General features: G+C 67.7%; 15 protein-coding genes. All 15 read right to left on the reverse strand.

Translation table 11 applies throughout. The annotated features are described in order from the left end of the window. The 15 genes from fliO to rpoN all read right to left on the reverse strand — a co-directional run bounded on the left by fliO (position 1) and on the right by rpoN (position 13,545). Complete coding sequence (fliO, locus tag MG068_RS10010) at positions 1-420, reverse strand: flagellar biosynthetic protein FliO (protein ID WP_032129212.1); 420 nt, start codon at positions 418-420, stop codon at positions 1-3. Continuing rightward, positions 417-752: a flagellar motor switch protein FliN gene (fliN, locus tag MG068_RS10015; RefSeq protein ID WP_012510967.1), complete on the reverse strand. Its 336-nt coding sequence runs from the start codon at positions 750-752 to the stop codon at positions 417-419. The genes fliO and fliN overlap by 4 nt, the downstream gene beginning before the upstream one ends. Continuing rightward, complete coding sequence (gene fliM / locus MG068_RS10020) at positions 749-1,753, reverse strand: flagellar motor switch protein FliM (RefSeq protein WP_032129211.1); 1,005 nt, start codon at positions 1,751-1,753, stop codon at positions 749-751. The genes fliN and fliM overlap by 4 nt, the downstream gene beginning before the upstream one ends. Positions 1,754-1,763: 10 nt before the next feature. After that, entirely contained in the window at positions 1,764-2,279 is a 516-nt protein-coding gene (locus MG068_RS10025) for a flagellar basal body-associated FliL family protein (RefSeq protein ID WP_132810053.1), read from the reverse strand. Between the two features lie 223 nt (positions 2,280-2,502). Further along, a complete protein-coding gene (locus MG068_RS10030) occupies positions 2,503-3,639 on the reverse strand; it encodes a flagellar hook-length control protein FliK (protein WP_132810054.1) in 1,137 nt (378 codons plus the stop codon). Further along, entirely contained in the window at positions 3,639-4,106 is a 468-nt protein-coding gene (gene fliJ, locus MG068_RS10035) for a flagellar export protein FliJ (protein WP_005416437.1), read from the reverse strand. The genes MG068_RS10030 and fliJ overlap by 1 nt, the downstream gene beginning before the upstream one ends. Positions 4,107-4,109: 3 nt before the next feature. After that, on the reverse strand, positions 4,110-5,495 hold the full coding sequence (locus MG068_RS10040) for a FliI/YscN family ATPase (RefSeq protein WP_032129207.1): 1,386 nt from the start codon (positions 5,493-5,495) through the stop codon (positions 4,110-4,112). After that, entirely contained in the window at positions 5,492-6,133 is a 642-nt protein-coding gene (locus MG068_RS10045) for a FliH/SctL family protein (protein WP_099479183.1), read from the reverse strand. Before MG068_RS10045 ends, MG068_RS10040 begins: the two co-directional genes overlap by 4 nt. Then, a complete protein-coding gene (fliG, locus tag MG068_RS10050) occupies positions 6,130-7,116 on the reverse strand; it encodes a flagellar motor switch protein FliG (RefSeq protein WP_024958226.1) in 987 nt (328 codons plus the stop codon). The genes MG068_RS10045 and fliG overlap by 4 nt, the downstream gene beginning before the upstream one ends. A 7-nt stretch (positions 7,117-7,123) precedes the next feature. Then, positions 7,124-8,770, reverse strand: a complete 1,647-nt coding sequence (gene fliF / locus MG068_RS10055) for a flagellar basal-body MS-ring/collar protein FliF (protein ID WP_132810055.1) — start codon at positions 8,768-8,770, stop codon at positions 7,124-7,126. Positions 8,771-8,783: 13 nt separating this feature from the next. Next, on the reverse strand, positions 8,784-9,149 hold the full coding sequence (gene fliE, locus MG068_RS10060; RefSeq protein ID WP_005409552.1) for a flagellar hook-basal body complex protein FliE: 366 nt from the start codon (positions 9,147-9,149) through the stop codon (positions 8,784-8,786). A 490-nt stretch (positions 9,150-9,639) separates the two neighbouring features. Beyond that, positions 9,640-10,056: a hypothetical protein gene (locus tag MG068_RS10070; protein WP_132810056.1), complete on the reverse strand. Its 417-nt coding sequence runs from the start codon at positions 10,054-10,056 to the stop codon at positions 9,640-9,642. A gap of 185 nt (positions 10,057-10,241) precedes the next feature. Next, complete coding sequence (locus MG068_RS10075) at positions 10,242-11,747, reverse strand: sigma-54 dependent transcriptional regulator (RefSeq protein WP_132810057.1); 1,506 nt, start codon at positions 11,745-11,747, stop codon at positions 10,242-10,244. Further along, entirely contained in the window at positions 11,744-12,121 is a 378-nt protein-coding gene (locus tag MG068_RS10080) for a response regulator (RefSeq protein WP_010485922.1), read from the reverse strand. The genes MG068_RS10075 and MG068_RS10080 overlap by 4 nt, the downstream gene beginning before the upstream one ends. Positions 12,122-12,135: 14 nt before the next feature. Further along, positions 12,136-13,545, reverse strand: coding sequence for an RNA polymerase factor sigma-54 (gene rpoN / locus MG068_RS10085; RefSeq protein WP_132810058.1), 1,410 nt, complete (start codon positions 13,543-13,545; stop codon positions 12,136-12,138). Positions 13,546-13,722 lie beyond the last annotated feature (177 nt).

The following is a 13,722-nucleotide window of genomic DNA, read 5'->3' on the forward strand; positions in this document are numbered from 1 at the left end:
TCAGGGGTCCTTGCGCAGCCGCTGCTGCAGCAGCTGGGCGAAATTCGGCAGGTTCTTGAAGTCCGGCACGCGCACCGGCGCGGGCGGCGGCAGCGGTTCGGGCAGGGTGTGCAGGGTGTTGATGCCGCCAGCGGTGACGCCCAGCAGCAGCTGCTGGCCGTTGACCTCGACCACCACCACGCGCTCCTTGGCACCGACACTCAGGCTGGCCACCACCTTCATGCCGTCGGCCGGGCGGAAGCCGCTGCCGGGCAGGCGCTTGAGCAGCCAGCCGAGGCCGATGACCAGCGCCAGCACTGCCAGCAGCGCCAGCACCGCGCCGAACAGGCTCGGTGCGGCGGCTGCGTGCTGGCCGATCTGCGGGCCGACCGGAGCGGCGGTCTTGCCGACCGCCAACAGGGTGGAGGCCAGCAGGCTCAACGCAGTCTCCGGATCCGCTCGCTCGGGCTGACCACGTCGGTCAGGCGCACGCCGAAGCGGTCGTTGATCACCACCACCTCGCCGTGGGCGATCAGGGTGCCGTTGACGAACACGTCCAGCGACTCGCCGGCACCGCGTTCCAGTTCCACCACCGAGCCCTGGTTGAGCTGCAGCAGATTGCGGATCGGCAGGCGGGCACGACCGACTTCCAGCGACAGGGTCACCGGCACGTCGAGGATCACGTCCAGGTTGAGGTCGGCGCCGGCCCCTTCTTCGGCCTGCAGGGTGCCGAACTGGGCCGGGGTCGGTTCGAGGGCGTCGATATCGTTCATTGCGGGTCTTCCTGGATGACGGGTGCGCGCGGGCGGGTGCCCGGCGGATGGGTAGCGGTGATCTTCACGGCGTTCATGCCGTTGGCGATGCCGAACTCGCCGGTGAACACCGGGATGTTCTCCACGCACAGCGGCACCTGCGGGCTGAGCTCGATCGGCAGGATGTCGCCGACCTTCAGCTGGGTCAGGTCACGCAGGGTCATGCGCTTGCTGGCCAGTACGCTGGACAGGGTCACCTCGGCGATGTTGAGCTGTTCACGCAGGGTCTGGCCCCAGCTTTCGTCGCGATCATTGCGGTCGCTCTGGATGCCAGCGTCGAGCAGCTCGCGGATCGGTTCCAGCATCGAATACGGCAGGGTCACATGGATGTCGCCGCCACCGCCGTCGAGCTCGACGTGCAGCCGGCACACCACCACGTACTCGCGCGGCGTCACGATGTTGGCGAAGTGCGGGTTGATCTCCGAGTTGATGTATTCGAAGTCGACATCCATCACCGGTGCCCAGGCCTCGCGCAGGTCGGCGAAGGTCTGCTTCAGCAGCAGGTGGATCACCCGCATTTCGGTGGCGGTGAACTCGCGGCCTTCAATGCGGGTCGGGTAGCGCCCGTCGCCGCCAAAGAAGTTGTCGACGATGGCGAACACCAGGGTCGGTTCGAACACGATCAGGCCGGTACCGCGCAGCGGCTTGAAGCGGATCAGGTTCAGGTTGGTCGGCACATACAGCGAGTGCATGTAGTCGTTGAACTTGATCAGCTCGATGCCGCGCACCGACAGTTCGGCCGAACGGCGGATCAGGTTGAACAGGCCGATCCGCCACAGGCGCGCGAAGCGCTCGTGGACCATTTCCAGGGTCGGCATGCGACCACGGATGATGCGGTCCTGGCTGGCGAAGTCGTACGAACGTGCTTCGCCTGACGGCGGTTCCGCATCGGTCTCGACCGCGCCACTGTCCACGCCGTGGAGCAGGGCATCGATCTCGTCCTGGGACAGCAGATCATTCATCGGTGGGCCCTTACTGGGTCACGAAGCTGGTGAACAGCAGATCGTCGGCGCCGCTGCTGCCGGTCTCGGCCTTGAGCACTTTCTGCACTTCGGCCAGCGAAGCGGCCTGCAGCTTCTGCTTGCCGGCGATGTCGGCGATCTGGTCGGGGCTGACCTGCGAGAACAGCATCAGCAGGCGTGCGCGAATGGCTGGCGCATGCGTCTTGATCGCTTCCAGTGCGGCCGGATCGCGGGTCATCAGCTGCACTTCCAGCTGCAGGTAGCGCGGGCCGTCGACCGGGCCGTTGAGATTGACCACGAAGGCCGGGTCCAGGGCGAAGTACTGCGCCGGTGCCGGAGTACTGGCCTTCTTCGGGGCCTGCGCGGTCTTCTCTTCGTGCTTGGACTGGGTGAAGAACCAGACGCCGCCACCGGCGGCAGAGGCGGCGAGCACAGCCACCAATGCGGTGATCAGGATCGGACTGCGCGGCTTGGCGGCCTTGTCCTTCTCGGCGGTCTTCTTGGTTTTGTCAGCGGCTGCGGCCACGGGGTGAAGCTCCTGAGGGTTGCTTCACCGGGATATGCAAGGGGTGTGCCGGAGCCGGGGCAGAGGGGTGCGACGGAATTCCGTCGGGGTGCCGGTGGGGCCGTGCGGAGCAAGCTCCGCACCCACCAACGCGATACGGGTAGCTGCTGCTCTATTGCCCCGGTGCCCTGGTGGGTGCCAACCGTCCCGCTCTGGTGGGTGCCAACCTTGGTTGGCACGCTTGTCAGGCGTATGCGTCCAGCAACCCGCGCTGGCGGATCAACTGCGCGGACGACACGCTGGCCTCGCCCGGCGACGGTTCTCCGTCACCCGCGATGCCGCCGCTACTGGCCTGGCCTGACGCATTGCCGTCACCACCAGGCGCCTGATGACCAACATCAGCATGAGCCAGCTGGAAGCCTTGTTCGCCGAGGAGTTCGCGCAGGCGCGGCAGGCTGCTTTCCAGTGCCTGGCGCACATCCACGTGTGGGCTGCTGAAGCTGGCATGCACCTTGTCGCCGTTCAACTGCAGGCGCACATCGACCGGGCCCATGTCGTCCGGGCTCAACCGGATGTGGGCGTGGCCGATCTTCTGGTCGGCCAGCCAGCCCAGGCGCGCGCCGATGGCCTGGTCGAAACCATCGTCACCGAGCACCGGCTTCGGCGTCGGCTCGCCATTGAAGATGGCATTGCCGGTGGCCAGCGCGGCCTTCAGATCCTGCGCGGCCGCATTGCCCGGCGCATGCAGCAGCGGCGCTGCGGCACGGTCGCCGATGAGGGGTGCGTCGCTGTCTTCGCCACGTTCATTGCGCTTGCCGGGCAGCACCAGTTCAGACAACGGCAGCGTGGCTGTCTGGTCGGTGCCGCTGCTGGTGGTGGACGATGTGGCAGCCGCCGCTGTGGATGGCAGGGCTGCGACGGCCGGCAGTGCGGCGGGGGCGGGTAGTGCGTTGCCGTCTGCGTCGGTAGCCGTTGCAGCCATTGCTGGCAGAGCGGCGACAGGATCGGCAGGCGCCGGTACCGCCAGCACCAGCCCGGCCAGGCCGAGTGGCGGCCACGGGGCTTCCTCGGTCGCCGCCGGGGTGTCCTTCTCGGCAACCGGCTTGGCCGGTGCTGTGGGCACCGTGGCGGCGGTCTCTTCGGGGACGGCAGTGCTGTCCGGCCTGCGCTCGGCGCCGGCTTGGCCAGTGCTGTCCGATGCCGGTCCCTGCGTGGACGGCATGGGCGAGTTCGAGGGTTTCGAGGATGCATCGGCACCCGGCGAGCCACCCTGCAGCAGTTGGCTGAACCCCTTGTTGCCATCACCGCGTGGCGCGCGTGGTGCGCTGCTGCCGGAATGCGGTGGCTGCGCGTTGGCGCTGCTGGCCAATGGCGCGGGCATCACGAGCGGCCTCCCTGCTCGGCGCCGTCCTGATCTTCGGCCTGTACCAGGCGGGCGCGACGCGCGCCAATGTCGTCCATCTCGCGCTGGTCGCGGCGGTCCGTCACCACCTTTTCCTGTGCGCGGTAGCTGGCGGCCAGCTGTTCCAGCACAGCTTTGTCACGGCTGGCCAGGATCAGGCGGGCGCGCTCGGCTTCCACTTTTTCGCGGTTGCCGTTGACCGTGGCCTGCTGCTGCTCCACCGCACTGTCGAGACGGTCGAGGAAGGCGCGCCGGTTCAGCAGCTGCGCCGGGCTGGTCGCTGCCATCTGCGCGTTCGCATATTCCTCGGCATAGCGGCGCAGTTCGTCCAGTCGCGATAGATGGGTATCGAGCACGCGCTGGCGTTCGGCCAGATCGCGGGCGACTGCGTCCTCGTGTTCCTGGGCCCGCTTGAGCAGGGGATCGATGCGCTTGGACTGGTTCATGGCTTAACTCTCTTGTTCCACCAGGCGCTGCAGTGCCGCCTGGCTGTGCGGGAGATCTGCGGCCTTGGCGACGTCCTGGCCGAGGAACTCCATGATTTCCGGCCAGCGTTCCAGGGCTTCGTCGGTGGCCGCGTCGTTGCCGCGCTGGTAGGCACCGATGGCGATCAGGTCGCGGTTGGCCGAATAGGCCGAGACCAGCCGCTTCAGCTTGCGGATGCGCAGGCGCCACGGCTCGTCGGCGATTTCCGTGACCACGCGGCTGACCGACGATTCAACGTCGATGGCCGGGTACAGGCCACTGTCGGCCACGCGCCGCGACAGCAGGATGTGGCCGTCGAGGATCGCGCGCGCTGCATCGGCGATTGGATCCTGCGGATCGTCGCCTTCGGTCAGCACCGTGTAGAACGCAGTGATCGAGCCACGGCCCTTGGCACCATTGCCGGCACGCTCGACCAGCGCCGGCAGCTTGGCGAACACCGACGGCGGATAGCCGCGGGTGGTCGGCGGTTCGCCCACCGACAGGCCGATCTCGCGCTGGGCCTGGGCGAAGCGGGTCAGCGAGTCCATCAGCAACAGCACGTTCAGGCCCTGGTCGCGGAACCACTCGGCGATGGCGGTGGCACGGTAGGCGCCGTGCAGGCGCGCCAGCGGCGGACGGTCGGCGGGGCTGGCGACCACCACGGCGCGGCGCAGGCCTTCTTCGCCCAGCGTGGTCTCGACGAAATCGCGCACTTCGCGGCCACGTTCACCGATCAGGCCGACCACGATCACGTCGGCAGCGGTGTAGCGGGTCATCATGCCCAGCAGCGTCGACTTGCCGACGCCGGAACCGGCGAACAGGCCGACGCGCTGGCCGCGGCCGATCGGCAGCAGCGCATTGATCGCGCGCACGCCCACGTCCAGCGGCTGGGTAATGGGTTCGCGCGCCAGCGGATTGATCGACACGCCGGCCATGCCGACGTGGCCTTCTGCGCGGATCGGGCCCTTGCCGTCCAGCGGCACGCCGTCGCTGTCGATGACGCGGCCAAGCAGGCCTTCGCCCACTTCCACGCCACCGCGGCGCGCCGATGGCACCACCCGCGCATTGGGCAACAGGCCATGCAGCTCTGCGCTGGGCATCAGGTAGGTGCGCTCGCCGGCGAAGCCGACCACTTCGGCATCGACCCAGCCACCATCAACCACTTCCACCTTGCAGCTGGCGCCCAGCGGCGCCTCGCAGCCGACGGCTTCCAGGGTCAGGCCGACCGCGCGGCGCAGTACGCCTTCGCGGATCAGGCCGCGGCCATGGGCGGTATCCACACGCAGGCCATCGAGGCGACGGGCCAGGCGCAGGTTGCGGGCCATGGCCCAGTCGGCCGGTGGCGGCGTCGGCTGCTGATCGGGGTTCATGCATTGGCTCCGGTCTGGCGGATCACCGCGTCCAGCGCGCCGCGCAGGCGGGCTTCCAGGGTGCCGTCGATGCGCACGGCTTCGGCGTGCACGCGAAGATCGCCGCGGCTGAGGCTGGTGTCTGGCACCAGGCGCTGTTGTGGCGGCAGGCTCAACAGCGGGGCGAGGGCGGCGATGTCGTCCGGGTGCAGGCGCACTTCGACCTCGCGGGTGCTGCCACCCACCGCGTCGATGGCCTCACCGACCAGCTGTGCCAGCAGTGCCGGGTCGGCTTCATAGGCGCGGCCGACCAGCGCACCGGCGATGCGTACCGCCAGCTCGCCCAGTGCGCCGACCACTTCGTTCTCCAGCCGCACCAGCGGTCGGCTGAAGTTGTCGAGGATGCCTTCGATCTGCGCGGCGAGGCGACGCACCTCCGCCTGGCCCTGGCCGTAGCCTTCGGTATGGCCGTGCTGGAAGCCTTCCTTCTCTGCGCTGTCCTGGATCGCCTGGATTTCCTCCAGGGTCGGCAGCTGCAGCGGCGGCTCCGGCTCGTGTTCCGGGTCCGGCTCGGTGAGTTCGAACGCATCCTCCTGATCCAGCACCGGTTCGGGCTGGGCCAGAAGGTCCGGGGCAAGCCAGCGCACGACGTTGCTCACAGCATGGCCTCCGCGCTGCCACCGATGGTGACCGTGCCTTCATCGGCCATGCGCTTGACGATGGCCAGGATCTCGCGCTGCGCGCCTTCCACGTCGGACAGGCGCACCGGGCCGCGGGCTTCCATGTCTTCCAGCAGGATTTCGGCCGCGCGCTGCGACATGTTGCGGGTGATCTTGTCGCGCACCTTGATGTCGGCACCGCGCAGGGCCAGGCCCAGGCGCTCGCCGCTCACTTCGCGCAGCACCAGCTGCATTTCGCGGTCGTCCAGGTCTACCAGGTCGTCAAACACGAACATCAGGTCCTGGATGCGGTTGCTCAACGGCGCATCGATGCGGGCGATCTCGCCCAGAATCGCCTGGTCCTGGCCGCTGTCCATGAAGTTCAGGATGTTGGCCGCGCACTGCACGCCGCCAATGTTGGACGACTTCAGGTTCTGGTTGCCGGCGAACTGGCGCTCCATGATCTCGTTGAGTTCATTGAGTGCGTTCGGCGGAATGCCGTCGAGGGTGGCGATGCGCAGCAGCACGTCCACGCGGGTACGGTCGGGCAGCAGCTTCAGCGCGTCGGCGGCCTGGTCGGTCTCCAGGTGCGCCATCACGATGGCGATGATCTGCGGGTGCTCGTTGCGCACCAGGTCAGCCACCGCACGCGGGTCCATCCACTTCAGCGCGTCCAGGCCGGTGGTGTTGCGGCCGAGCAGGATGCGGTCGATCAGGTTGCCGGCCTTCTCGCTGCCCAGTGCCTGCACCAGCATGTTGCGGATGTAATCGTCCGAGCCCACGCCCAGCGAGGTCTTCGAGCCCAGCTCCTGGCCGAACTGGTCCATCACCCGTTCCACCTGTTCGCGGGTGATGTCGGTCATGGTGGCCATGGCGATGCCGATTTTCTGCACTTCCTTGGGTTCCATGTGACGCAGCACTTCGGCCGCATCCAGCTCACCCAGCGAAAGCAGCAGTACGGCGGCGCGCTGCACGCCAGTCAGTGCGGCCTCAGTCATTGGCCACCCAGCCCTTGACCACCTGGGCCACGCGCTTGGAGTCGGTCTTCACGGCTTCACGCGCCATCCGCAGTCGTTCCTCATATGAATCCACCGGCAGGGCCAATGCATCCGGCCCGCCCAGGCTGGCCCGGTCGGCGCCCAGCGCCGGCAGCGGCATGCCATCGTCATCGACCAGCTGCACGTCCGCGGTATGCGGCTCCAGTGCCTGTTCGTCGTTCTTCTTGTTCTGGCCGGTGATCGCGCGCAGTGCAGGGCGCAGCACACCGAACAGCAATGCCAGCACTACCACGGCACCCAGCAGCATGCGACCGGCGTCGTGCACCCACGGCAGCTCCCACCATGCCGGGCCTTCGACCGGCGTGGTGTCACGCACGAACGGGGCATTCATCACCGACACGGTGTCGCCACGCTCGGCGTTGAAGCCGACGGCCTGCTTGACCAGCGCCTCGACGCGGGTCAGTTCGGCGGCCGACAGCGGCTGCGGGCTCATCTTGCCGTTGGCACCGGCGCGCGGGACGTTGTCCACCAGCACCGCCACCGAGACGCGCTTGATGCGGCCGGCCGGCTGGCGGGTGTGCTGCAGGGTGCGGTCCAGCTCGTAGTTGCGGGTCGCGTTCTTGCTGCTTTCGGTCGGGGCCTGCGCAGTGGCCGGTGCGGCCTGCTGGCCCGGCGGGCTGTTGCTGGTCGCGCCCGGCACGCCCTGCGGGCCCGGGGTGCTGGTGGTGTTCTCGCTCATCTGCTCGCTGCGCAGCTTCTGCGGTTCACCGTTGTAGAGCTCACGGGCTTCCTCGGTCACCGAGAAGTCCATGTCCACGCTCACTTCCGGATTGACGCGGCCAGGACCGGTCATCGGCTCCAGCAGCTCGCGGATGCGCTGGTTGAACGAGGTTTCCTGGCGGCGGACCTGCTCGAACTGGGCCGCATTGACCGCCGCCTCGCTGTTCGGGTCGGTGATGCTGAGCATGCGCCCGCTCTGGTCGACCACCGTCACCCGTTCCGGAGCGAGGTCCGGAATGCTGGCCGCGACCATGTGCACGATGGCGTCGACCTGGCTGCGTTCCAGCTGCTGGCCGCCACGCAGTTCCAGGGTGACCGAGGCGCTGGCCACGTCACGCTGCCGGGTGAAGGCGCTGGGCTTGGGAATAGCCAGGTGCACGCGCGAATCGCGCACCGGGCGCAGCGTGTTGATGGTGCGCGACAGCTCGGTTTCCAACGCATGCTGGTAGCGCGCGCTTTCCACGAACTGGCTGACGCCGAATCCCGGGTCGCGCTCCATCAGCTCGAAGCCGAGCTTGCCGCTGTCGGTCAGGCCGGAGCCGGCCAGCTTCAGGCGGGCGTCGTGCAGGTTCTTTTCCGGCACGGTGATGCCACCGGTGGCCGGGTCGAGCGCGAACGGGATCTGCGCGGCGCGCAGCAGGTCGGTCGCTTCAGCGGTGGCCTTCTGGTCCAGGCCGGTATACAGCGGGACCATGCCGGGCTTCTGCGACCAGAAGAACACGGACAGGCCTGCCGCCACCGCCACCGCGATCATCGCCATCAGGCCCAGCCGACGGGTGATCTGCAGACTCTGCAGGCGGTCGAACCATTGCCCGGCCTTCTCGGCGTTCAGGCTGTCCTTGGAGAGCGTCAGTGCCATGCGTCAACGTTCCTTACAGCGGCATGTTCATCACGTCCTGGTAAGCCTGGACGAGACGGTTGCGGACTTCCACGGTGGCGCGGAAGGCGATCTGGGACTGCTGCGAGGCGACCATCACCTTGGCCAGGTCGGCGCTGGGGTCGCCCATTTCGAAGGCCTTGGCGAGGGCGCCGGATTTCTGTTGCGCGTCGTTGACGCCGGCAATCGCACCACGCAGGGTTTCGGTGAAGCTGGCCGGCTGGGCCTGCGGTGCGTCCAGCACCGTGCCCGGCAGGGCATTGCTGCGCGGCGTTTCGCCCAGCGGGTTGAGCGCCGGCTGTCCCATCTGGGTCTGATAGGAGCGGATCTGCGAAAGGATCGAAGTGACGGAGTGGGACATCTGCAACGGTTCCAGAAACAGGGGATGGGGTTGTCTGCTGGAGCAGGTGCAAGTGCCGTGCCGAAACCGGTTTTCGATTCAGTGAAGTGAGGAGGTTGGGTGTGCGTGCGGGGTTGCACCCCGCTCCCCGCGGTAGTGCCGGCCGCTGGCCGGCAACCTCAGCAGCAACGGCCGAAGCCGAAGCCGAAGCCGAAGCAACGGCAGAAGCTGGTTATCCGTGGGATGGCGGGGTGGGTCCGGTTGCGGGGGACGCCGTAAATCCGTCCATGGAGGCTCGGTCGCCGCGTCCATGCGGCTCACGCCCCCGCAACCGGACCCACCCCGCCTTCGACAGTTGGCCGCGATCTGTTGGAGCCTGCTGCTGATGGTGGGTGCCGACCGTTGGTCGGCACGCTGCTCTTGGTGGGTGTCGACCTTGGTCGACACGCTTTGGTCGGCACGGGATCTGACCCCATTGAAGGCGCCATTTAACCGGCGTCGGTTTTCTGGCCTATGGCTGCAGGGTCCAGCGGCCGGAATTCTGGCGCTGGCGCGGTGCGATGGGGCCGTCGTGCTGGGTGTAGATGAAGCGGCCCTGGCGGTCGCTCAGGCAGGTCAGCAGCAGGGTGTAGCGGGCAGGGCCTGCCGGGTGGGCTTCGGTCATCTGGATCTCGGCGATGTGCGGGGCCAGGCGCTGGTAGCGGTAGCTGCCGCCGATGCGCAGATCGGTGCCGAGGATGTCCAGCACGTACTGGTTGCCGGCGAAGCTGAGCTGGACCATGCGTCCGGCATTCGGATTATCTGGCTGGTACAGCGGGTCGCTGAGGTTGGTGAACTGGCGTTGGTCCAGCGTGGTGGGCAGGGTGCAGTCGGCGGCGGTGGCCAGGGCCGGGCAGAGCAGGGCGGCGAGCAGGGTGAGGCGATGCATGGTCGGAGCTCCTTGGGATGTCCTTGCCATGCTCCGCACAGCGGCGGTGATGTCTTTAGGAAAACGTGCAAATGCAATGGGGTCAGATCCCTTTCCGCAGGAAAGGGATCTGACCCCAGGTACTGGAAACACCAACGCCCGGGCAAGCCCAGGCGTTCGTGCCCCCTTCATGCTGGCAACGCGGTTCAGCCGGCCAGTTCGGCCTGCTCGCGTTCGATGCCGTACTTGCGCAGCTTTTCCACCAGGGTGGTGCGGCGCAGGCCGAGCAGCTGGGCGGCGTGGGCGACGACGCCCTGGGTGCGTTCCAGTGCTTCGTTGATCAGGCCCAGTTCGATGTTGGCCATGTGGTTGCGCAGGTCCATGCCTTCATCGGGTAGCGCCGCCGGTGCTGCGGCGCGATTGACGGCAATGCCGTGCTCCAGTGCCGGTTGGCTGCCGCCGCCCGGGGTGTGGAACGAGAAGCTGCGCAGGTCCAGGCGTTCTTCGCTCGCCGTCGGCTGTACCGGTGCCGGTGCGGCCACCGCTGCCAGTGCCGCATCGCCACGGTAGCGGGCCGGCAGGTCCTGCACGCGCACCGAGCCGCCCGGATGCAGCACCGCAAGGCGCTCGACCAGGTTGGTCAGCTCACGCACGTTGCCCGGCCACTCGTAGCCGGCCAGGGCCTGCAGGGCTTCCGGAGTGAAGCGCACTTCGCCACGGCCGGTACGGGCCAGTTGCGCGGCAATGGTTTCGACCAGTGCCGGCAGGTCTTCGCGACGCTCGCGCAGGGCGGGCACGTCGATCGGGAACACGTTGAGGCGGTAGAACAGATCCTCGCGGAACTTGCCTTCGGCAATACGGGTTTCCAGGTCGCGATGGGTCGCGGCCACAACGCGTACGTTGCAGCGGATGGTCTGGTTACCACCGACACGCTCGAAACTGCGTTCCTGCAGCACGCGCAGCAGCTTCACCTGCATCGGCAGGCTCATGTCGCCGATTTCGTCGAGCAGCAGGGTACCGCCTTCGGCCATTTCGAAACGGCCCTTGCGCGCGGTCAGTGCGCCGGTGAAGGCACCCTTTTCGTGGCCGAACAGTTCGCTTTCCAGCAGGTCGGCCGGAATGGCGCCGCAGTTGATCGCCACGAACGGGCCGTCGCGGCGCGGCGAGCGCTGATGGATGGCGCGCGACACCACTTCCTTGCCGGTACCGGATTCGCCCAGCACCAGTACGGTGGTATCGAATGCGGCCACCTGTTCGATCATGGTGCGCAGTTCGGTCACCGCCGGGCCATTGCCGGTCGGGCCCTGGTCCTGGGCGGCGCCGGCCTGGTGCTCGGCGTCCAGACGCTTGAGGCTGGCGCGGCGCAGCAGGGCTTCCATCTGCGCATGGCGCAGCGGCGTTTCCAGCGGCCAGATGTTGGCTTCGTGCAGGCCGTGCTGATGGGCAAAGGCTGCGGCATCACCGTCGGCCAGCAGTACCGGCGGCGGCAGGCTGCTGCCGCCCAGCCAGTTGTACAGCGCGGTGCTGGCAGCGGTGTCGTCCAGGCTGCCGACGATCACGGCCATCCAGTCGTTCTGGCGCTGGCGACCCAGGTCGAAGTCGGCCGCGTCGGAAACCCAGCGCGGGTTGAAGTCCATGAATTCCAGCAGGGCAACGGTGCGCTCTGCGCGCACGGCGTCGTTGTCCAGCACCAGGATGCGCGATTCGCTCACGATCGATCCTCCCTGAGGCCTTCCAGGATCGGCATGACTTCCTGGATGTAGGACAGCTTGCTGACAAAATTGTCGGCGCCGGCACGCAGCGCGTGTTCGCGGTGCTCGGCGTCGTCGAAGTGGCTGGCGATCACGATGTACGGTGCATCGTCCTGCGACTTGATCAGGCGGGTGGCCTGCAGGCCGCCCATTTCCGGCATCGCCAGGTCCATCAGCACCACCTGCGGGCGCAGCGTTTCCGAGCGCTCGATCGCTTCCAGGCCGTTGCCGGCGCTGCCGACGATCTGCAGCCAGTCGATCTTGCGGAAATGGCGCATCGCCGCGTTGATGAAGCCCTCGTGGTCATCGACCAGCAGGACCGTGAGCTTGTTCATGTCCAACATCCTTTTCAGCCCACCCGGGCCAGCTGCGGTTGCCTGGCGCCAAGCCGGCGCCGTTCACGGGCCGGGGCGATGTCCAGTTGTTCTCGGTATTTTGCGACGGTTCGGCGGGCAATGTTCACCCCCTGGCGCGACAGCAGGCCGGCGATGGCCTCGTCGGCCAGCGGGCGGCCGGCCGGTTCGGCGTCGATCAGGCGGCGGACCATGGCCTTCACGGCCTGGCCGGAGACGCTGGCGCCTTCCAGGCGCACGGCGAAGAAGTGCTTCAGTTCGAAGGTGCCGCGCGGGGTCTGCAGGAACTTGCCGGTGGTGATGCGCGAGACGGTGGACTCGTGCATGCCGATTTCCTCGGCCACTTCCTTCAGGGTCAGCGGCGCCATGGCCTCCTCGCCACGCACCAGGAACGCGGCCTGGCGCTCGACGATCACCCGCGCGGTGCGCAGCAGGGTGTCGTAGCGCATCGACAGGCCGCGGCTGAACCAGCGCGCTTCCTGCAGCATTTCGCGCAGTGCCGGTGCGGCCTCGCTGGTCTCGGCCAGGGCCTGTTCGTACTGGCTGTTGATCGAGACGCGGCGGCTGGTCGCCGGATTCAGCGCCACCTTCCACTGGTCGTCGGCGTGCCAGGCGACCACGTCCGGCACCACCACGGCATTGCGTTCGGGCAGCAGGCTGTCACCCGGGCGCGGCTGCAGCGAGAGGATCAGGCGCACCGCCTCGCGCACGTCGTCGATCTCGGCGTCGTGCAGGCGAGCGAGGGCGGGGTAGTCGTGCGCGGCCAGCGCGTCGAGCGCGCCATCGAGAATGCGTGCCGCCAGGTGGCGGGCGGGGACTACGCCGTGCAGGCTGCGCAGCTGGGCCTGCAGGCCTTCGCGCAGGTCCTGAGCGGCCATGCCGGCCGGTTCGCCATGCAGCAGCTGCTGACGGATGGCTTCCACGCCGTCGGCGGCGATGTCGAACTGGGCGCTGGCCAGCAGCTGCAGCTGGTCCAGCGGTGCCTGCAGGTAGCCTGCCTCATCGCAATGGTCCAGCCAGAAGGCGGCCACGGCCAGCTCGCGGTCATCCATGTCCAGCGACAGGCGCTGCAGCACGCGCAGCTGCGGGTCGCTCGATTCGCCGGCGGCGATGCGCGCCATGCGGTCGTCGTCGCCGTCCTGCCAGCTGGCGCCGGCCACGTCCCACATCGACGACTCGGGCAGCTCGTCGAAGGCGGCGATGTCCATCGTGGTGGCACTCGCTTCGGTGGCTTCGGCGGTGGGTGCTTCAGCCTCTTCGATCTCCAGCAGCGGGTTGGAGTCCAGCAGGCGCTGGATTTCCTGTTCCAGGTGCAGGCCATCGAGCTGCAGCAGCCGGATCGACTGCAGCAACTGCGGGGTGAGGTGAAGTTGTTGGCCCAGCTGGGCCGAGAGTGCAGCCTTCATCGTGGTTCCCCGGCACCGCTCCCCGGCGCCTTGTGGAACGCATCTTGCTTTTGATCCGGCGGGGGCGGAATCAGGGGGTTCCTGAGGGGCTTCGTGAATGTCCTGACAGGGTGTAGGGGTATTCCCTACATTGTCGCGGAATGTTGACGATGATCGCCGCTAAGTTGCTGATTTCCG

This window comes from Stenotrophomonas sp. ASS1, from assembly GCF_004346925.1.
Classification (GTDB): domain Bacteria; phylum Pseudomonadota; class Gammaproteobacteria; order Xanthomonadales; family Xanthomonadaceae; genus Stenotrophomonas; species Stenotrophomonas maltophilia_A.